General features: G+C 64.0%; 17 protein-coding genes. 8 read left to right on the forward strand and 9 right to left on the reverse strand.

Features of this window, described 5'->3' with window-relative positions; all coding sequences use genetic code 11:
- Position 1: 1 nt before the first annotated feature.
- The 5 genes from nuoL (at position 2) to K940_RS0107270 (ending at position 7,081) form a co-directional block, all read left to right on the forward strand.
- Complete coding sequence (gene nuoL / locus K940_RS0107250; RefSeq protein ID WP_028476984.1) at positions 2 to 1,888, forward strand: NADH-quinone oxidoreductase subunit L; 1,887 nt, start codon at positions 2 to 4, stop codon at positions 1,886 to 1,888.
- The gene (locus K940_RS0107255; RefSeq protein WP_028476985.1) at positions 1,885 to 3,501 is read left to right on the forward strand and encodes an NADH-quinone oxidoreductase subunit M; all 1,617 of its coding nucleotides are present in this window, start codon (positions 1,885 to 1,887) and stop codon (positions 3,499 to 3,501) included. Before nuoL ends, K940_RS0107255 begins: the two co-directional genes overlap by 4 nt.
- A gap of 55 nt (positions 3,502 to 3,556) precedes the next feature.
- Complete coding sequence (gene nuoN, locus K940_RS0107260) at positions 3,557 to 5,182, forward strand: NADH-quinone oxidoreductase subunit NuoN (protein WP_028476986.1); 1,626 nt, start codon at positions 3,557 to 3,559, stop codon at positions 5,180 to 5,182.
- A gap of 47 nt (positions 5,183 to 5,229) precedes the next feature.
- Entirely contained in the window at positions 5,230 to 6,372 is a 1,143-nt protein-coding gene (locus K940_RS0107265) for a pentapeptide repeat-containing protein (RefSeq protein WP_028476987.1), read from the forward strand.
- Positions 6,373 to 6,436: 64 nt separating this feature from the next.
- A complete protein-coding gene (locus K940_RS0107270) occupies positions 6,437 to 7,081 on the forward strand; it encodes a LysE family translocator (protein ID WP_028476988.1) in 645 nt (214 codons plus the stop codon).
- A 76-nt stretch (positions 7,082 to 7,157) separates the two neighbouring features.
- On the opposite strand, the gene K940_RS0107275 is transcribed toward K940_RS0107270, so the two are convergent.
- The 3 genes from K940_RS0107275 to K940_RS0107285 all read right to left on the reverse strand — a co-directional run bounded on the left by K940_RS0107275 (position 7,158) and on the right by K940_RS0107285 (position 9,410).
- Complete coding sequence (locus K940_RS0107275; protein WP_196812124.1) at positions 7,158 to 7,664, reverse strand: GNAT family N-acetyltransferase; 507 nt, start codon at positions 7,662 to 7,664, stop codon at positions 7,158 to 7,160.
- Between the two features lie 111 nt (positions 7,665 to 7,775).
- Positions 7,776 to 8,534 (reverse strand): TSUP family transporter, encoded by a 759-nt coding sequence (locus K940_RS0107280; RefSeq protein ID WP_028476990.1) that lies wholly within the window; start codon positions 8,532 to 8,534, stop codon positions 7,776 to 7,778.
- A 237-nt stretch (positions 8,535 to 8,771) separates the two neighbouring features.
- Positions 8,772 to 9,410, reverse strand: a complete 639-nt coding sequence (locus K940_RS0107285; protein ID WP_028476991.1) for a TetR/AcrR family transcriptional regulator — start codon at positions 9,408 to 9,410, stop codon at positions 8,772 to 8,774.
- A gap of 25 nt (positions 9,411 to 9,435) precedes the next feature.
- Here K940_RS0107285 and K940_RS27300 point away from each other — a divergent pair, with 25 nt between their 5' ends.
- Both K940_RS27300 and K940_RS0107295 read left to right on the forward strand, forming a co-directional pair.
- A complete protein-coding gene (locus K940_RS27300; protein ID WP_196812125.1) occupies positions 9,436 to 10,836 on the forward strand; it encodes a hypothetical protein in 1,401 nt (466 codons plus the stop codon).
- 80 nt (positions 10,837 to 10,916) lie between these two features.
- Positions 10,917 to 11,315, forward strand: a complete 399-nt coding sequence (locus K940_RS0107295) for a dihydrofolate reductase family protein (RefSeq protein WP_028476992.1) — start codon at positions 10,917 to 10,919, stop codon at positions 11,313 to 11,315.
- A gap of 439 nt (positions 11,316 to 11,754) precedes the next feature.
- Here K940_RS0107295 and K940_RS0107305 read toward each other — a convergent pair whose 3' ends face one another.
- A complete protein-coding gene (locus tag K940_RS0107305; protein WP_231390279.1) occupies positions 11,755 to 12,678 on the reverse strand; it encodes an RNA polymerase sigma-70 factor in 924 nt (307 codons plus the stop codon).
- Between the two features lie 477 nt (positions 12,679 to 13,155).
- Here K940_RS0107305 and K940_RS0107315 point away from each other — a divergent pair, with 477 nt between their 5' ends.
- Positions 13,156 to 13,548 carry a DoxX family protein gene (locus K940_RS0107315; RefSeq protein WP_028476994.1) on the forward strand — a complete coding sequence of 131 codons (393 nt, stop codon included), beginning with the start codon at positions 13,156 to 13,158 and terminating at the stop codon, positions 13,546 to 13,548.
- A 136-nt stretch (positions 13,549 to 13,684) separates the two neighbouring features.
- Here the strand turns inward: K940_RS0107315 and K940_RS31485 are convergent, their stop codons facing one another.
- The 5 genes from K940_RS31485 to K940_RS0107345 form a co-directional block, all read right to left on the reverse strand.
- Entirely contained in the window at positions 13,685 to 15,787 is a 2,103-nt protein-coding gene (locus K940_RS31485) for a tyrosine-type recombinase/integrase (RefSeq protein ID WP_231390280.1), read from the reverse strand.
- On the reverse strand, positions 15,784 to 16,923 hold the full coding sequence (locus tag K940_RS0107325; protein ID WP_028476996.1) for a tyrosine-type recombinase/integrase: 1,140 nt from the start codon (positions 16,921 to 16,923) through the stop codon (positions 15,784 to 15,786). The genes K940_RS31485 and K940_RS0107325 overlap by 4 nt, the downstream gene beginning before the upstream one ends.
- Positions 16,924 to 17,101: 178 nt before the next feature.
- Positions 17,102 to 17,680 carry a hypothetical protein gene (locus K940_RS0107330; protein WP_028476997.1) on the reverse strand — a complete coding sequence of 193 codons (579 nt, stop codon included), beginning with the start codon at positions 17,678 to 17,680 and terminating at the stop codon, positions 17,102 to 17,104.
- A gap of 283 nt (positions 17,681 to 17,963) precedes the next feature.
- Complete coding sequence (locus K940_RS0107340; protein ID WP_036527829.1) at positions 17,964 to 18,920, reverse strand: hypothetical protein; 957 nt, start codon at positions 18,918 to 18,920, stop codon at positions 17,964 to 17,966.
- A gap of 690 nt (positions 18,921 to 19,610) precedes the next feature.
- Positions 19,611 to 19,869, reverse strand: a 259-nt coding sequence (locus K940_RS0107345) for an ATP-binding protein (RefSeq protein ID WP_028476999.1), incomplete at its 5' end; no start/stop codon positions are given.

A 19,869-nucleotide genomic window follows, 5' to 3' on the forward strand; every position in this document is an offset into this window, starting at 1 on the left:
CGTGGATACCGCAACTCTGTGGCTGTTGCCCGCCCTCCCATTGACGGGCGCGATCATCCTGTTGCTGACCACGCGCCTGGGCAACACGTGGGGCGCCGTCCTCGGCACCGTGATGGCACTGTCCTCGTTCGCCGTCGCGACGACCGCATTCGTCACCATGCTCGGACGCGAGAGCACCGAACGTATGGTGCAGCTGGATCTGTTCAGTTGGGTTCCGGTCGCCGACCTACAGGTCGACTTCGGCCTCCAACTGGATCAGCTGTCGATCTGTTTCGTATTGCTGATCACCGGCGTCGGCTCGCTGATCCACATCTACTCGATCGGATACATGAGCCACGACCCGGCGCAGCGACGGTTCTTCGGCTACCTCAACCTGTTTCTGGCGGCGATGCTGCTGCTGGTCTTGGCGAACAACTACCTCGTGCTCTACCTCGGCTGGGAAGGTGTCGGCCTGGCCTCCTATCTGTTGATCGGCTTCTGGCACGAAAGGCCGACGGCGGCAACCGCAGCCAAGAAGGCCTTCATCGTCAACCGGGTCGGCGACATGGGCCTGGCCATCGCCATGATGGTGATGTTCGCGACCTTCGGGTCGATCGACTTCGACACCGTGTTCGGGTCCGCACCAGCCGCGAACGAGGCAACGCTCACCGCCATCGGCCTGCTGTTGCTCCTGGCCGCGTGTGGCAAATCCGCCCAAGTCCCGTTGCAGTCCTGGCTCGGCGATGCCATGGAAGGACCCACCCCGGTATCAGCGCTCATCCACGCGGCCACCATGGTCACCGCCGGCGTCTATCTGATCGCCAGATCGGGCGCGATCTTCGACCTCGCCCCGACCGCACAAGGCGCGGTCGTCGCCGTCGGCGCGGTCACATTGATGTTCGGTGCGATCATCGGCTGCGCCAAGGACGACATCAAAAAGGCGCTCGCTGCCTCCACCATGAGCCAGATCGGCTACATGATGCTGGCTGTCGGGCTCGGCCCGGCCGGCTACGCCGTTGCCATCATGCACCTGCTCACTCACGGATTCTTCAAAGCCGGACTGTTTCTCGGCGCCGGTTCGGTCATGCACGCGATGAACGACGAGACCGACATGCGCCGCTACGGCGGCCTACGCACCCTCCTACCCATCACCTACGTCACCTTCGGCCTGGGCTACCTCGCCATCATCGGGGTTCCTCCGTTCGCCGGGTTCTTCTCCAAAGACCGGATCATCGAGGCCGCGTTCAACCAAGGTGGCGCCGCTGGGGTGATCGTGGGCACGGTGGCGCTGCTCGGCGCGGGACTGACCGCGTTCTACATGACGCGAGTGATGTTGATGACCTTCTTCGGTGAACCCCGTTGGAAACCGGAAACTCGGCCACACGAGTCCCCGCCGGTGATGACCGGCCCGATGATTCTGCTCGCCGTGGGCTCGGTCGGGGCCGGCGCGATGTTGGTCACCGGCTCCGCGCTGCAGAACTGGCTCGAACCAGTGGTCGGCGCCGAACACGGCACCGAAACCCTCCCCGCGGCCATGGTCACGACACTCGCCCTCGGGGTCGTCGCCATCGGTATCGCCGTCGCATACCGGCAGTACGCGCGGCGCGAGATTCCCCAGACCGCACCCGAATCGGTGTCCGCACTGACCGTCGCAGCGCGGCGTGATCTCTACGGTGACGCGGTCAACGAAGCAGCGTTCATGCGCCCGGGCCAACATCTGACCCGAGCCCTGGTCTTCCTCGACAACCGCGGCATCGACGGGATCGTCAATGGCGCGGCCGCGCTGATCGGCGGGATGTCGGCTCGAGTCCGGCGTGTGCAGTCCGGGTTCGTGCGCTCCTATGCCTTGTCCATGTTCACCGGCGCGGCCCTGGTCGCCGCGGCCCTACTGGCGGTGAGGTTGTGGTGAGCGAATTTCCCTGGTTGACGACGCTGTGGCTGGCTCCTCTGGTCGGCGCAGCCATCGTCCTCGTACTGCCCGCGACCCGGCGTACCCTCGCTCGTGCTGTGGCACTGGGTTTCTCACTGCTCGTGCTGGTCATCGGCATTGCACTCGCCATTCGCTTCGATCCCGGCGGCGCGCAATTCCAGTTCGTCGAATCCCACCAGTGGATTCCGGCATTCGGCGCCGGGTACACCCTCGGCCTCGACGGCATTGCGCTGGTGCTGGTGCTGTTGACCGCGGCGCTGGTTCCGCTTCTGATCCTGGCAGGCTGGCACGACGAGCGCGAGGTGGGCGGCGGCCCACGCGTCGCACATATCTATGTCGCGCTCACCCTGCTGGTCGAGGCGATGGTGCTGATCTCCTTCGTCGCGTTGGACATTCTGCTGTTCTACGTGTTCTTCGAGGCGATGCTCATCCCGATGTACTTCCTCATCGGTGGATTCGGGCCACGTACCGGGGACGCCCGGCTACGCCGGCAGCGCTCGCGTGCGGCGGTGAAGTTCCTGCTGTACAACCTGTTCGGTGGTCTGATCATGTTGGCCGCGATCATCGGGCTGTATGTGCTCACCGCCCGAGAGGGTCTGGGCGAAGGATCTGCGGGGACCTTCGATTTCCGGGCTGTGGTCGCCGCCGCCAATGCCGGCGAACTCGGCGCCGGACCCGCCGTGCTCAACGCCCTGTTCCTCGGATTCATGTTCGCCTTCGCCGTCAAGGCACCCTTGTGGCCGCTCCACACGTGGCTACCGGATGCCGCGGTGGCCGCCACCCCATCCAGCGCGGTACTGATGATGGCAGTCGTGGACAAGGTGGGCACCTTCGGCATGCTGCGCTACTGCCTGCCACTGTTTCCCGATGCCGCACAAACCTATGCCCCGCTGGTGGTGACGCTCGCGGTGATCGGCATCGTCTATGGTGCGCTGCTGGCCATCGGACAAGCCGATGTGATGCGGCTGATCGCCTACACCTCGATCTCCCACTTCGGGTTCATCATCCTCGGCGTGTTCGCAATGACCAGCCAAGGCCAGACCGGCGCCACGCTGTACATGGTCAATCACGGGATCTCCACCGCCGCACTGTTCCTCGTCGCCGGGTTCCTGGTATCACGTCGCGGAACTCGACTCATCGCCGAATTCGGCGGCGTACAAAAAGTGGCGCCGGTACTGGCCGGCGCATTCTTGATCGCCGGTCTGGCTACCCTATCGCTACCTGGGCTCGCGCCGTTTGTCAGCGAATTCCTCGTGCTGGTAGGAACATTCACCCGCTATCAGGTCGCTGCGGTGGTCGCCGCCAGTGCACTGGTGCTCGCCGCACTGTATGTTCTGTGGCTCTACCAGCGGATGATGACCGGCCCACTCAAACGCGGCAACGAACGAATCCATGATCTCGCGCCACGCGAGCTCACGGTGGTGGCTGCTCTGATCGCCATGCTGGTGTTCCTCGGCGTCTACCCGAAAGCACTGACCGGCTTCATCGATCCCGCAGTGAACCAGACGCTCACCACGATCGGTCGCAGCGATCCCGCGCCAACACTGCCCGAGGCCGGGTCGGTCCCACCGACGGAAGGAGCCCACCGATGAGCCGGACCGGCGCGTGCACCAGCCGCTGCCACCCACTCACACGAGGACGGCCCGAGTGAACGACATCGACCATGCCGTGCTGCTCGCCGCACGCATACCCACGCCGAGCATCGAATACGGCCGCCTGTCACCTATGCTGCTGGTTTTCGGGGCCGCCGTGCTCGGTGTGCTCGTCGAGGCGTTCCTCGCTCGCCGCTTCCGCTATCCGGCACACCTGGTGCTGAGCATCGGCGGGCTGGTCGCGGCACTGGTTGCGGTCATCGCCTTGGCGGGGACCGACGCGACCGCAGTCGCCGGCGCAGTCGCTATCGACGGCGTCACGCTGTTTCTGCAAGGCACGATCCTGGTGGTGGCAATCCTCGGGGTGGCGTTCATCGCCGAACGCGGCGCCGAACCGCGAGCGCACGCGCGGTCGGGACCCGGGACCTGGAGCCGGACCGCGGCCACTGTGGGACCTGGCACCGACGCGTTCACACCGCAGGCCTCTTCGGTGCCCGGCAGCGCGACCGAAGCCACGGCACTACGTGCAGGACTGGCGACCACCGAGGTATTTCCGCTGACCCTGCTCGCAGTCGGGGGCCTGCTGTTGTTTCCGGCGTCCAACGACCTGCTGACGATGTTCGTCGCGCTCGAAGTGCTGTCGCTGCCGCTGTATCTGCTGTGCGGGCTGGCCCGACACAAGCGACTTCTCTCACAAGAAGCAGCGCTGAAGTATTTTCTGCTCGGCGCGTTCTCCTCGGCGTTCTTCCTCTACGGCGTCGCGTTGCTGTACGGCCACGCGGGCACCGTGCGGCTCGGCGGTATCGCCGACGCCATTGCCGAACGACCGGACAATTCCACCCTGGCTCTCCTCGGGGTCGCGATGTTGGCGGTCGGGTTGCTGTTCAAGATCGGCGCAGTGCCGTTCCAATCGTGGGTGCCCGACGTATATCAAGGCGCACCGACCGCAGTCACCGGTTTCATGGCCGCTGCCACCAAGATCGCGGCAGTCGGCGCGCTGGTGCGGGTGTTGTACGTCGCGGTTCCCGGCCTGCGCGACGAGTGGCGCCCGATCCTCGCCGCTGTCGTGATCGCCACCATGACAGTCGGCGTGATCATGGCGATCACACAGACCGACGTCAAACGCATGCTCGCGTATTCCGCAGTGGCTCATGCTGGTTTCTTGCTCGCTGGACCGGTCGCGGCCAACGATCGCGGCGTCTCCGCGGTTCTGTTCTACCTGGTGGCATACGGAATCGGCACCCTCGGCGCATTCGCCGTGGTCAGCCTGCTGCGTGAACCCAGCGGCGAGGAAGCCACCGGTTTGTCTCGATGGGCTGGGCTCGGCCGACGCTCTCCGTGGCTGGCCACGGTCTTCGCGATGTTCCTGTTGTCTTTCGCTGGTATCCCACTCACCAGTGGCTTCGTCGGTAAGTTCGCCGTTTTCGAGGCCGCGGCGTCCGCTGGCGCCGCCTCGCTGGTCATTGTCGGTGTGATCTGTAGCGCCATCGCGGCATTCTTCTATCTGCGGGTCATCGTGCTGATGTTCTTCACCGAACCACCGACCGAAGCCCCGATACCCGTCAGCCCACCACTGACCAGCGCCATCGTCGCGGTCACCGCGATGGTCACCCTGGTACTCGGAGTCTTCCCACAGCCGGTACTCGACCTGGCTGGTCACGCCGCGACATTCGTCCGTTGACGCACTGTCACAACCGGTGCATCTGGGGTCGCCGGTAGGGTGACCGGATGCATGTGGACGGTAATGCATCCGACAGCGGGACCGCCGACAGGATCGCCGCCGCCGAAGCCCAGCTGCGCGCACCCGCCACCTCGGATCGGCTCGACGCGGTGCAGGCACTGGCCGATATCGGTGATGAAACCGACGGGCCGAGCCGACAGCGCTGTGTGGAGGCGTTGTGCCGGTATCTGCGAGCCGCGTGTGACGGAGAGCGCAGGGGCGACTCAGATGATCGCGGCACGACCGAACAGCGCACTGACTACTGTGCACACGACCGCGAAGTACGCGACACCATCGTCGGCGTCGTCGCTGAGCGTGTGCGGCCCGATGCGGCGTGCAGTTGGTCGACCAGCGACTTCGACTTCCGCGGCGCCTGGTTGGGCGACGCCGATTTCAGTGGGGCCGTATTCTCCGGCGACGTCGTGTTCGAACGGGCCACGTTCAGCGGGGATGCCCGGTTCGACGCCGTGATGTTCTGCACAGGCGCTGATTTCAAAGACGCGACGTTCAACGGAAGCGCACGATTCGAGGGTGCTTCGTTCGGCTGTTTCACGCGGTTCTCGGACGCGACGTTCGGCGCAGAGGCCTGGTTCGAGCGAGCCAGATTCACAGGTGCTTGCTTCATGGATGCGAAATTCAGTGAAGCCGCCTGGTTCGGCCGGACGATGTTCGAACAATCCGGCCGCTTCGCCCACGCGACGTTCGGCGCAGAGGCGGATTTCTCCGAAGCAATCTTCAACGAGGAAGTTTTGTTCGGGGCAGCAACGTTCAGAGGAACTGCCGACTTCCACCGGGCGAGGTGTATCGAGGCACGGTTCGACGAAGCGATCTTCCATGCAGACGCCCGGTTCGATCGAGCAAGGTTCGAGCTGGAGGCCTGGTTCGATGACGCAGAGTTCCACGGCAACAGCACCTTCGAGAACATTGCACTTCCCTTCGCATCCAGGTTCTACGGGACCGACTTCGGCACGGCACGAATCGTTTTCGACAATCCACGACAGTGGGGACCGTGCGGACCGGTTTTCGACTGGGGCTCCGATGGCGTCGGCAAGCCGGCCAACGTCGAACCGCAGAACTGGCCCCCGGCAGCGATGCTCCCACTCCAGGACCCGCCATGGCCAGGACGGTCATGGCCACCGCCGACGGCATGATGCCGCCGACTTCTTCAGGCGATGGTCTTGTGGTGTGGTCGTGAAGTTTCGAGAATAGACAGCGATGTTGGCTCATCCAGAGACAATCGCGTTTACGGGAGTCGCAGCCGGGCTGGTCGCCGCGCCGGGCGTGGACTTTGCCGCGGTGGTGCGCAATGCGGCGTTCAGCCGGCGAGACGGGGTGTACACCGGGATCGGTGTCGTCACCGGCCTACTCGTCCACACGATGGCCGCGGTGGTGGGAGTGGCGGCAGTTCTCGCTGCGCACGACTCGCTGTTCGTCGCGCTACAGGTGGCCGGCGGCGCATACCTGGTGTATCTGGCTGTGAAGGCGTTCGGAGACCTCGCTCGGTCTCGGCAGGAGTCTGCGGCCGGGACCACGGCGGGTCTGGGATTGCCGGCTGCGGGAGCGTTGGCGAGCTATCGGCAAGGATTCCTGGTCAACGTCCTCAACCCGAAGGCGCCGGTACTGTTTTTGAGCCTGCTGCCCCAATTCATACCCGCCGGCGTCGACCCGGTGCGGCAGTCTGCCCTGCTGTCGGGGATCGTGATCGCCTGCGCCGCGGTCTGGTTTCCCAACCTCGCAGTGGTGGCCTACACCATCAGTAGCAAACTCGGCGCCGCCCGCGTTCAGCGGGTACTAGGTTTGGCCACAGCGGTGCTGTTTCTGGCTTTGGGTATCCGGATGCTGATGTCAACGTGGCTGTGAGGTCCCCAGGACCGCCGCAGGCTTCGGTGTCTCAACCGCGACACGTCGCCGTTGGATTGGTCACGCCCCAAGCGGGTCACAACAATCTTCGTTCGTAAACCGCCCGCGTCGCACCGGGACCTTTGACATCGGTGATCACCGAGACGGCGTCGATCGTCCGGTCACCGGGCAGATTTCTGAATCCGAGCGTGGTCCACGCCTTCTGCGCGTTGTGGTTGTCAGGTGCGCAGGTCAGATAGAGACGCTGACACCCCCAGAGTCGGCCGCGCTCGGCGATGGTGTCGATCAGAGCGCGGGTGATTCCGCGCCGGCGGTGGCTCGGGTGGGTGACGACGTCCTGGAGGTAGATGTCCTCGGGGTGGTCCTGGCTACGAAATGCGATCACCGCGCCCACGACCTGTCCCTCGACGACGGCCAGCGGGCACGTGGTGGAGAACAAGGTCGCATACAGCCAGTAGTCCGACCGAGTACGCGGCGCGACATAGGGAACGCCTGTGCCGACGAGGGCGATGACCTCGCCGATCCGAGGCACCGACAGCCACTCGATTGTCATGTCTCGTTCGTCGTCGGTAGTGACCATCATGCCTCCAGGATGCTACCGAGCTCGATGATATGGCGCGGGCATCTCGGCATGCCTGCGGAATCAGCGGCCTTGGATCGATGGATGAGCCATCGGCAACCGTGCGAGACTGAACTACAACGACAGATACTGATCGATACTCAATTTCGTTCCCATGACCACGACAATGGCGAGAAGTGCATACCGAATGAATTTGGTCCCATTGTTCAAAACCATGCGTGACCCGACGATCGAACCGAATATGTTCGCTACTGCCAGAACCAAACCCAATGCCCACAGGACGTTACCTTGTAGCGAGAACACGATCAGAGCACCGATATTCGTCGCAGTGTTCACCACTTTTGCAAGCGTAGCGCTGGACAAAAAGTCTCGGGCGAGTATCGCGGCAAGAGACATGATCAGAAACATCCCCGTGCCAGGGCCGAACAGCCCGTCATACAGGCCGATGACAGGGAATAGTGCGATGGCCATCGCGGTTCGAACCGTTCCTGGCCCCACACCTGCTGTATCGCCGGAACCGAACTCCGGCGCGCGCACTATGAATATCCCGACACCGATCATCAGCACGATCACCACAGGGCGCAGGAGGTCAGAATTCACCGCAGACGCCAGCAATGCCCCGCAGGACGCACCGAGGGCAGCCAAGGGGATCGCGACACCTCCGAGGCGCCAGTCGACACCATTTCTTCTGATATAGATGAAGGCAGCCGTGGCCGTCCCCCACAGTGCCGCTACCTTATTGGTCCCGAGTGCTTTTACCGGAGCAAGCCCTGGCAAAGTAATCAGCAAAATCGGAATGAGAACCAGCCCGCCGCCGCCGACCACCGCATCGATCCATCCGGCGACACTCGCCCCCGCGACCAGCGCGGCCATGAGTGGAAGATCTGGTAGATCGTGGGCGGCTGCCAGCACAATCGCCTGCACGCAGTTCTCCGTAAATAACTCTCGACTCACTCGAACCTGCCGGAGCATACCCGAAGATATGGTCGGCAACGAAGAAAGCCGCCACCGCCGAGGCCGCCGGATCTACTTTCGCGCCAGTGCGTTCGAGGAGCAAGGTCATGATCTGGCCCCCTCTGGTCACCTCTACGTGAAAAACGTCGACGAGCTTCACGCCGGGTCGAGCCAGCCCGAACCACCGCACAAGTCCGAAGAACCCTCAACTCGAACTCGGCCTGGCAAAACGCGATCGAGGTGCGCGTCGATCACGGCGATGGCGTCCTCGAGCGAGCAGTTGGGGTCCCGCATGAGCAACGGCTGGCAGAGACCGACCAACGCGATCGAAGCGATGGCTTCGCGGCGAGGTTCGGCCACGCCCGCCAACCGGAAGACCTCTGTGAAAGCCCTGTACAGCTCGTCATCGGAACGGCGTGCGTTTTCCGCGAGTTCGACGGAGTGTAGCGCGGCTGTCTCGAAGACGATGAATACCGTCATGATGCGCCTCGAGGCTTCATCGGTGGGCAGGAGCGAAAGAAGGACCGCGCGGAGGATGTCGCGCGGATCCTCCAAGTGTGCGGCGGCCGCATCGGCTCTAGCGCTCACCTCGGCGTCCGCGTGCTCATGCCCGGCCAGCAGCAAAGCCTCCTTCGTGGGGAAGTGGTACTGGACGGCGCCGATAGAAACACCAGCGGCGGTGGCGACTGCGCGTACGCTGACCGCTTTCATGCCCCGCTCGGCGATGAGGTCGCACACGACCTCGGCCAGGCGGCTGCGGGTGGCCGCAGTGTGGTCTTCGCTCGACTTCACCATACGACTGTATGGTACTGTGCCGTCCGTGGCGGGTGAACGTGGGGAGTTGGTGCGGACAACGCTGGTTGCGGGTTTGGCGCTGGCAGCCACTGGCCTCGCTGTGGCGTGGTCGGCAACCGAACCCCGACCATCATTCCCAGTCGGGGTCGTCATCCTGCTCGCCGCCGCAGCAGTGGCGCTGTTCGCTGGACGACTTGCCGGCGGGCTGGCCGGACTGGCAGCTTCAGGGCTCGTATGTCTAAAGCTGTTAGGAAGTGGCGAAATCGGCCAGTTGAGCTTCACCGACGGCGCTGCCACAGGGACCGGGCGCTGGCTTCAAACGGTTGGCTTGCTCACCGCCGCAGTGTCCGGTGCGGCGATACTTGCCGGCTGCAGGTCTGCCGAAAAGGACAAAGAGCGAACGCGGAGTGATCGCCCTGCCAGGGTAGCTCAGATCGCCGGCCTGCTCGTGCTTTCAGCGATCGGAGCGGAACTGCTGGCCGCCTATGACGACAGCACGGGTCGGCCCGCCGAGCTGTTGTTCTCCGTTGTCTTCTTTGCCGGGCTTTACGGTGCTCCTGCATTGCTGATCCGTGAGACTGCGCGGCGTAACGAATGGGGCTGGCCGGCCATCATCGCGCTGGCCTTCGCTTGGGGCATTGCCCAGGCTGCGGTGATAGACCAGTCGTTGTTCAGCCTCGAATATCGGGACATCGAAAGCTGGAACGAGTCTCTGCAACTCACTTTTATCGAGCCACTCGGGTTCAGCGTCGTCAACGCCCTGAATTTCATTCCGGGGCATGTGATCTTCAGCTTCTGCGCCCCGATCGCGATCGCCGAGGCTTGGCGACCAAGGACGGCGCACAACCCGTGGCTGGGACTGCCCGGCACCGCTGTCACAGCAGGTGCATACAGCTTGACGGCAGTACTCGTTCTCAGGGATCCCGAATCCCATAGTGCCTCACTCGGTCAGCTGATGGGATCGTTGATCGGGGTGGCGCTCTGCGCCGGGGTTGCTGTCTGGTCAGGGCGCAGACATCGGTCCCGGCAACGTGAGCAGCGCGCCCCCGGCCTGCCCCTGACCATGACGGTTTCGTTCATCCTGCTGACAGCCGCTGTAACGGGGCCGCAGAACTGGTTGGGAGCGGCCATCACGACGACTGTGTTCGCGGTGGGCACGGCTGCGCTCGTCCACGTTTCCCGGAGTCCACATTGGAGCTTCAGCCACGCAGCCGCTGTGGCAACCGGAGCGCTACTGAGCCGTGGCGTCGTTGCCTTTCTCTACTATCCGCTGGTCGGTGAAACCTCCGCCGCGCGCAAGTACTCTCACAACGTGGTGATGCTGGCCATCGTCATTGTCGCCGCGTGGCTCGCCCTCGTCCGAGCCGGACCTGTAATCACGAAGGGCAAGACCGGTCGATTCGCCAATGACGAAGGGTCCGCCTGACGCTCGCCCATCTGCAAGGATTCGACAATCTCTCGTGTGACGTCGCGATGAGCTTCACCCTCCGGTGCAGTCTGCCCTACATGGGCAGACTCATCTACGGCTTCAATGTGTCGGTGGACGGATACATCGTAGACGCACAAGGCCACATCTGGCGCGACATGCACAAGGTCGTGTTCTCGCACACCTTGGAGTCCGTCGACTGGAACTCCCGCCTGGAACGCGGCAACCCAGTCGAGGTGGTAGCGAAGCTGAAAGCCGAAACCGGCGGCCGTCTGGAGGTAGCCGGCGCGACACTGGCCGCACCGATCGTGCAGGCCGGGCTGGTGGATGAGTACCGGATCGTGGTCGCGCCCAGCGCTGTGGGCGGTGGAACACCGTTCTTCCCGACACTGCCTTCGTGGATTTCGCTGCGACTGTTGGAGAACCGCACCTTCCCGGGCGGCATGGTCCTTCTGCGCTACGAGGCGAAACGCGGCTGATCGAGCATGGACAACCGAGACCGACTCTTTGTGCTCACGCCAGGCCATCGCGAACCGGTTGGCTTGCGCGATCCATAGTTCATGGAGCATACAATAATTGTCGTTGTCAATTCCACTAAAAGAAATCTGGGTTGATCTAGCCAGCAGATCCGCCGCCGCCTCACCGAGTGTCGAACTTCGTTGTCGTCAGCACTACTTGCCGACCGCTGATGCGGAACAGGGATGAGCTGGGCCGGAAGCCGGGACACTGGGTGTTCCGCTGGCGGATCGGCTACCGGAACACCAAGCCAGCACCGAACATCCAGCCGACCGGCAATGAGCCCATCCGATAGTCGGTTCTCAACTCACCACGGCAGGCGTGTTGCGCAACCCCGCCGGCAGCGCCGCTACTTTGGGGCTGGGCCAGCTTCAGGGTTCCGGGACCGTCCTGTACCGATGCTCAGCGCAGGCTGAGTGGGGTCTCGGATTCGACGCGGGTCAGTTTCTCCGGGTTGCGAACGAAGTAGAGGCCGGTGATGCGGCCACCCTCGAGCCGGACCGCCATGATGCCGTCGATCTTGCCGTCGATCCGGAAGATCAGCGCCGGACTGCCGTTGACCATGGTGGGTTCGGTGGTGAACACGACATTGTGCTTGCGGATGCCGCCGAGCATGAAGCGAGTCACCTTGTCGGGACCGGTGATCGGCTGCGGCACGGCCTGCTTGATGCCACCTCCGTCGCCGATCAGGACGACCTCCGGGGCGAGTACGTCGAGCAGACCCTGCGGATCTCCGGTTTGCAGCGCTCGCTGGAAAGACTCCAGCACGACGCGGATTTGACTCGCGGAGACCGACGCGCGGGGACGGCGGGCATCGACGTGCTGGCGGGCGCGGTGCGCGATCTGGCGCACGGCCGCCGGGGTCTTTTCAACCGCCGCAGCGATCTCGTCATAGCTGATATCGAAGACCTCACGCAGCACGAATACGGCCCGCTCGGTCGGTGACAGCGTCTCGAGCACGAGCATCAGCGCCATCGACACACTCTCCGCGAGTTCGACATCCTCGGCGACATCCGGCGCGGTGACCAGCGGCTCGGGCAACCAGGAGCCGACGTAGGACTCCTTGCGGCGGTTCATCGTGCGCAACCGGTTGAGCGCTTGCCGAGTCGTGATTCGAACCAAATAGGCGCGTTCGTCGCTGACTTGTGCCAGGCCGACCCTGCTCCATCTCAGCCACGTCTCCTGCAGGACGTCTTCGGAGTCGGCTGCCGATCCGAGCATTTCGTAGGCGACGGTGAACAGCAGATTGCGATGGGCGAGGAATGCCTCGGTCGCTGGGTCAGTGGCGTGGTCGCCGACGGCCTTCACGCGGTGGTGCGTGTTCACTGCAATGTCCCCTTCGTTGGTAGCGGTGACTGCACGAATCTGGTCCAGGCTGCGCGTTCAGCGGGTGGGCAGCGTCTCGACACGGGCGGCTTCCGCGTCGATGACCGGCCGCACCCGCTGCGCCTCCTCGACTAGCATTCTGGCGGGATCTCGCACCTGGTGCCGCTCGGGTCAGGAGATGTGGGCGATCCGTCCCGCGGCGCGGGCATGGACAGTGGGCAGTTCGGACAGTGGCAGCCGTTCGGCCACGGCGATCTCCAGGTCTCCGATTCACATGCCGGTGCATGTTCGGCCCGACTCCGCCGCAAGAGCGGCGCGTGCGGTGGCGCACGTCACTCTGACCTGTTGTCACACAACCAGGTCCGGCGGTGTCTGATGCCCGACCGGTTACACCATCGGGAAAACCGACAGGGATGTCCACGACCGGCATCAGCCACACCCGGTCCTCCCGGACCGCTCAGAACCTTAAGGAAGCTCATGAACCTCGCCCTCTGGATCGTTGCCGGGCTGCTTGCGGCCCTGTCCCTGTTCAGCGGCGCCACCAAGGCGTTCATGCCCAAGGACAAGCTGGACGAACTGGGCAGAAAGTCCGGTGGGGGATGGACCGAGCACGCCAGCGCCGGTTTCGTCAGAACCCTCGGCGGCCTCGAGATCCTGGCCGCGGCCGGTCTGATCCTGCCCGCCGTGCTCGACATCGCACCGGTGATGGTGCCGGTGACCGCCGTGTGCTGGATTCTGTTGATGATCGGCGCGATGATCACCCATGGCCGTTACGGCCAGTACAAATATGTCGCGCTGAACTTCGTCTACCTCGCTGCGGCCGTCTTCGTGGCCTTGGGCCGCTTCGGCCCCGAGTCGTTCACCGGCTGATTCGGGTAAGCCGCCAGCGGGTCGGTTCGGCAGTGTCGACGCCAACCTGGACTCATTCTCCCAGGGAGAGCAGGGTATTCATGTTGAGTTCGACCTCGCCGTAAGGGTTGTTATCTGGACAATTTTGTCGCTGACCTCAGATTTCGTCGGGTGATCCGCAGGGTTCGCCGAGTTCGGTCAGTAGCTGTCTGATACGACGGACGATCGCTTCGTGGCGTTCGATCTCGCGGGGCCAGTTGCGTTCGATGGCGTCCTGGATCAGCTGGCGTTCGCGGGCGAGGCGATCACGGAGCCGTGGGGCGTATTCGCTGGTAGTGAAGAACTTGGAACAGCGCAGGTAGAGGTCACATTCGCAGGGACCTTCGGCGGGTAGGCGCAGGCAGTGGCCGAGTTCAAGTTCGGTTTTGAAGAAGTTGCTCTTGAGCCAGTCCACGGTGTCCTGGCTGATTTCGTTGTTGAGCAGGGCCTCGGCGGCAGGTCCGGCGATGCGTCCGCCGTTGGCGATGACCCGTTCGTACTGCTCTTTGAGGACGGGATCGCTGATGTGGGAGTAGGTGACCGACATGGCGGCGCTGCGGTGGCCGAGGATAGCCATGATCGTTTGGATGCGTGCGCCGCCCTCGGCGAGCTGCGTGCCGACCGTGTGACGGAATCGGTGGGCGGTGACGGTGGACTTGCCGTCGGCGCCGACGAGTCCTGCTGCGCGGCAAGCTGTATCGAGTGGCTCGTCGAACAGGAACTTGCTGCTCAGCGGTTGGCCGCGGCGCAGGAACACCCAGCGCACGCGCCGTCCGGTCCACTTGTCGTGTCGCGCGGCGGCTGCGGACGCTCGGGTGTGATCGATCAACTCGCGCAGCGCGTCGGCGGCCTGGGGGTGCAGCGGGATCATGCGTTCGGTGTAGGTCTTGCCGACCGGGATCCGCAGTCGTGGATATCCGTCGGGGTAGGCATCGAGGCAATCGAGCGTGAGGCGTTTGATCTCACCCCGGCGGGCGCCGCTCCATCGCAGCAGCAGCAACGCGGTGCGCTGGTAGGGATCGTCCAGTTTCTCAACAGCTTCCATCAGCCGGTCGAGTTCGGCGCGGGGAATGAACCGGGGCAACGCGGTAGGCAGTTTGGGCAGGTCCGACGAGAGCAGCAGCGGTCGGCCAGGTGTGTCGGGCCAACCCCACTGGGCTGTCTCGCGGAAGAACTGTGCCAGCGGGCTGAGATAGGTGTAGCGGCTGCGCAGGCTCAGTGGTTGGTTGGTGCGCGGGTTGATGCGATCGTGCAGGTGGATCAGGTATTCCTCGATATGGTCACGGGTCAGCTGCTCGAGGCTGGTGATCTCGGGGTGGTCGGTGGCGAGCCAGCGGATGAGGTATCGGAACGAGTCCCGCGTGTGCCGGACGGATTCGGCGCGGTCTGTGCTCTGTAGCCGCAGTTGAAGCCATCGCGTGACGGTGGCCTCGATCGTTGGCGGGATGCCGGGCGGGAGTAGCTGGTCCTTCCACTTCTCCTGTCTCCGCAATCCGAAGATCGGCTTGTCGTGGACCTGACCGATGTTGAACAGAAGGACGTGGAGGGTGTAAAGCCTTGTGCCGCAATTTTTCTCGAACCGGGCAGGCAGCTCATCTACTGGGGTCTTTCGTCGCCCGTTCGAGACGTGGGTGGCGCGGATGAACCCGGCTTCCGGGCGTGCGCAGTAGCGCCGCAACTCCTCACCGAACCTGCGGACTTCGTCGGTGGTGATCGTCGTGAAGTCCGGGTCGCCCCTCCAGAGGGTGAGGCGGGCCAGTGCCCAGGTCAGCGACGACCGCGCATGGTGTGCCGCGTAGCCCAACTGCGCCATTCGCTCAACCCAGGTGTCGAGCACGGTCAGGTCGATGCCGAGCCCGGCGGCGACCTTCGGGTTGAACATGCTGTCGAAGTTGCGGCTCAGCAGATAGTCGGCGTCCATCGGGAGGCCGTGCACGAGCGACAGGTAGACGAGGTAGGTGCCGGCTTCGTGGGAGGGGCCGAGCCGTTTACCGGTCTGCCACTGGTCACGATCGTGCAGATCCAGGCGGACCAGCAGCGGTTCGCAGAACCAACGATTCAGGTCCGGCCAGTGCCGGATGAATCGGTCATAGAAGTATCGCCGTGATTTCACCGATGACGGTGAATCGGCGAAAACCTCTCCCACCCAACGGAAATACTCGTCTCGCGCAGCGTGGTGCCGACCAGCCGTCGCCAGAGGCACCAGTGCGAGGGCGGTCACCGCGCGCCCTTCAACGCGTGCATGTAGTCGGCGAGGACCACGTCGTCGGACACTCGGGTGTAGATCTTCGTGGACTCCGTCGACGCATGGCCGAGCCGCTTTTGCAGCGTCAGTTCGCGCATGCCGCCTTCCCACATCGCGGTTGCGTGAGTGTGCCGCAATGCATGTGGCGTGGTCTCCGGACGTCGAAGCTGAAGCCGGTCCATCTTGCGTGCGAACAACCGCACGACGGCGTCGTAGCTCAGCGGCTCCAGACGGCGTTTTCCGTCGCCGCCCAACACGAACACGAAGGGAGTGGTGGCGTCGGGCGGCCGCTCATGCATCATGTAGCGGCTGACCGCATCAAGTGTTCGCGGTTCGTGCAGGTCCACCATGCGTTCGGTTCGCGACTTCCCCCGAGCTCCTCGCGGATAGTTATCACGTTTGCCGATCACGACGCGGCGGCGGCCGTAGGAGATGTCGTCGATCTGCAAGGACAGCACCTCGCCGGGCCGCAGTCCGCCGTCGAGCATCAGCAGGAAGATCGCCAGGTCCCGCAACCGAGTCAGACTGGCCAGGAACTTCTCTACATCGGCGTCATCGATAGGCCTGGGTAGTCGCAACGACTGCCGCACCGAGGCGATTCGCCGCACTGGGCGTTGACGACTGGCTCGGCCCATGAACGGACGATGCCGATCGGGCACGCGAGCCAGCGCGTGATCGTCGCGGACCTGGAACGGCGACTCGTCCCGCGTGTAGGCCTCGGTGGCGATCGCCCAGTCGTAGAAGCTGGATGCGGCGGCAACACCACGATTGACCGTTGCGGGCGACAGCAGTGTTCCCGGTGTCGATGGTCCCCCGGCCACGACAGTCAAGCCGAGACGCTGTGCCGCTCGCCTGCTGGGCAGGTTGCGCAGGTAACCGAGGAATCCCAGCGCATCGGCGGGACCGAAGTCGCGCCAGTCCAGCTGCTCTCGAGCCAGGAACGAGAACAACCGTTTGAGGTCGTAGCCATAGGCGCACATCGTGTTCGGGGACATGCCGCGATCGGCCAGGTGTTCCAGAAACCGGCATGCCGCATCGACCGGATGCCCCTGCTCGTCGACGAGCCGAACGTGCCGGACGACCCCGGCGTCGCGGACCTTGACCACCTGCACCGCGACATCATCGCCGCAGCTCGGCCCGAGAGGAGGGAGGCACGGCCCATGTTTCCCGATGTCGTCCTAAATCTGTCCAGATAAGGGAGCACGTGCGACCAGAACAGCGGGGTCAGACCATGCTCGTCCTCCGCGGCGAGCACGCCGTCCCAGTCGGCGTCGGCAAGGATGTCCTGGATCATGAGCGTATTGACGTAGACCATGGATGAATTCGGTCGGATCCAGCGGTTTGCGCAGGGCTCCGTAGTGCTCGATGCGGAGTTCCTCGAAATCGCCAGGAAGGTCTTCGGCCGGGTTGCGGCAGCGATCCGCACCGACGACCCAGATCTTCTTGCACTGCAGCTGATCTCGCAACGCCTGGAACGTGCAGATCTCGTACACCATATCTTCGGCGCGCGATATCGGCGAACACCTCACCCGGTACCCCTATCGCGCGGACCGCTTCGAGTTTGGCGATCTCGGTGAGCATCGTGTTCAGGCTGACGTTGCCCGGATCCGACCGGATCGACCCCAGCATCGCTGTGCCGTCCTCCAGCTCCCCGGTCTTCTCACCGGCCGGGACTACCAGCGCCGCCAGCTTCACCTCCACCTCGGTCGGCAGCCGGGACAGCACCCGGTCGAACAAGACGTCCTCGCCGCGGCTCAACGCCGAGCGGACGACGCGGGCGATCCGGCCGGCGGTCGGCGGCTCCAGCTTCCGGCGGCGACATTCGGACAGCAGGTGCTCGCGGACCCGCTCGCCGCCGCGCTCGGTCAAACGCGCAAGCTATACCGAGACAGTCACTGCCACAGGCGGTTTGCGGCAGATGACACGATCCTTACCGGCACCCCGTTTTCGGCGACGGTCGACTATGTCTGGGATCGATATCTCGCGGGAAAGCGCTCCGTCCAGAAATCAGCGGACCCGCTGAGCGCCCTGCGGTCTGGATGGGACAGTCGCACGGCATTCGTTGTTTTTCGAGGGCAAGGAGCAGACCACGATCGACGGGTTGTCCAAAGCTGCTCCGCTGAAACGCCTGGACACCCCCGAGGACGGTTGATCACCTGCAACCACTGTCATCGGGCTCAGCGGTCGATGACGTCGTGCGGCGGGCGTCAGCGAGGAGCTCGTCGAGTTGAGCCTCGGCGCGCTCGGCGCGAGTCCGAGTTTGTGTACGCGCCTCCTCGAGCGCCGCGAGACGCTGGGCCGCCTCGGCCCGGACCTGGTCGAGGGACGCAGTGGTTTCAGCGCGCACGGCGGCCAGTTCCGCGGTGGTTGCGCGACGGGTTTCGGCGAGTTCGGCGCGGGTGGCCTCGAGTTCGGCTCGCACCCGGCGCCATTCGGTTCGTGCCTCATTGGTCGCCTGCGCTCGCTCAGCGCTGACTTGTTCGGCACGCTCGGTGGCGCGTTCGGCGTCGGCGGCGCGCTGTTCGGCCCAATCGCGTTCGGCTTGGGCTGCCGCGACGTGCGCAGCGGCTTCACTCTGGGCACGTTCGATCGCAGATTCAGCGGACTGTTGGACCCTTTGGATCTGTGCTCTCGCGTCCTGTTCGACGCGTTCGATGTCCTGTACAGTCTGTTGGCGCACACTTCGGACTTCGGCCTCAGCAGCACTGCGTGCGGAGAACACGTCGTCAGCTGCCTGGGTGGTGACTCGCTCGACCTCGCGTAATGCGTCGGCGCGCGCTGCGTTCGCCTCGGTGATCAGTGTCTCGGCTCGATCAGCGGAATTCACGGCGTCATCCGCGGCAGATTCGGCGAGCTCCCTGGCCTCGTGTGCCTCGCGGCGAGCTTGTTCTGCCGCCACCGCAGCGCCCTCCGCTTCGGCAATTCGTCGTGCGGCATCCGCCTGTACCGCTTGGACCTGGGCTTCTGCGATGGATGGGTCAGCCAACGTAGACAACTCCGCGACAGCAGCGTTCACCGTGGAATTCACCTGGTCGGCGAGGTGGCGGAACTGCGTGAGCAGTTCGTCGGCCCGCAACCGAGCAGCCGTCACCGGCCGTTGTTTCGTCACAGTGATGGAATCGGACGGTGCCTCGGACTCTTGCTGTTGACGTTGACGCTCCCGCCATGCTCGCCATCTGGTGTGGTCCGGACGATCGCAATACTCCGATGGTCGACCAGGACCGGGCTCGCGTTTCACAGGCCGGGAGCAGCCCGGATAGTTGCACACATTCGACACCAGACAACTATATCGTTGTTTACGTTTTGAGTGACGAATTTATACGAAACGAAACCTGCCCCGCTCGTTCGAGGCAACACCCGCAGGGAGCGTTTCTGACCTCCGATAATGTTCACTTATCGGAGGTCAGAATCAAACCGATCGGCGAGGTGAAACCTGGGTCGAACGAGTGTGGCGACACCCCACCGTCTCCGGCATGCACCGGCGCCGCGCAACACGAGGGCGGCTACACCGTCGCGTGTTGGCCAGATCTGGTGAGACGGCATGGGGCTCAGAGTCTCGGTATGTCTAGCCAACATGGAATTGGCGTGGGTGAGCATTGGAAGGTGCCGGCACCAGTCTGGATTCTTTTGCACGACATATCGTTTTCTGCGCCTGCCTGTAGCTCTGTAGCGGTGGTGGTGTTGAGTGCCGTCATCGCCCGTGAGATGGGCGGGGACCGCAGAGTGTCAATGTCGGTCGAATGTTGACCCAGCCAGTTCGCTGGAATCTTGACCCACCCTGGGTTTTCAGTCGTTGTTTTCAGTCGTTGGTCTTGGCCGCGGGGACGCGGCCGAGGTCTCGGTCTTTGAGGCGGTAGCTGTCTCCTTTCATCGAGATGACTTCAGCGTGGTGGACGAGGCGGTCGATCATCGCGGCCGCGACGACGTCGTCACCGAAGACCTCGCCCCATCGGCCGAAGGGTTTGTTGCTGGTGACGATGAGGCTGGCCCGCTCGTAGCGGGATGACACGAGCTGGAAGAACAGGTTCGCGGCCTCGGCTTCGAAGGGTATGTAGCCG

This window comes from Nocardia sp. CNY236 (assembly GCF_000482385.1).
GTDB lineage: Bacteria > Actinomycetota > Actinomycetes > Mycobacteriales > Mycobacteriaceae > Nocardia.

Bases quoted from the DNA above. Each gene is read 5' to 3' on its own strand.
- K940_RS0107265 (WP_028476987.1), top strand. From the start codon at position 5,230: ATGCATGTGGACGGTAATGCATCCGACAGCGGGACCGCCGACAGGATC.
- K940_RS0107295 (WP_028476992.1), top strand. From the start codon at position 10,917: ATGGGCAGACTCATCTACGGCTTCAATGTGTCGGTGGACGGATACATC.
- K940_RS0107285 (WP_028476991.1), bottom strand. From the start codon at position 9,410: ATGGTGAAGTCGAGCGAAGACCACACTGCGGCCACCCGCAGCCGCCTG.
- K940_RS0107315 (WP_028476994.1), top strand. From the start codon at position 13,156: ATGAACCTCGCCCTCTGGATCGTTGCCGGGCTGCTTGCGGCCCTGTCC.
- K940_RS0107270 (WP_028476988.1), top strand. From the start codon at position 6,437: ATGTTGGCTCATCCAGAGACAATCGCGTTTACGGGAGTCGCAGCCGGG.
- K940_RS0107275 (WP_196812124.1), bottom strand. From the start codon at position 7,664: ATGATGGTCACTACCGACGACGAACGAGACATGACAATCGAGTGGCTG.
- K940_RS0107280 (WP_028476990.1), bottom strand. From the start codon at position 8,534: ATGGCCGCGCTGGTCGCGGGGGCGAGTGTCGCCGGATGGATCGATGCG.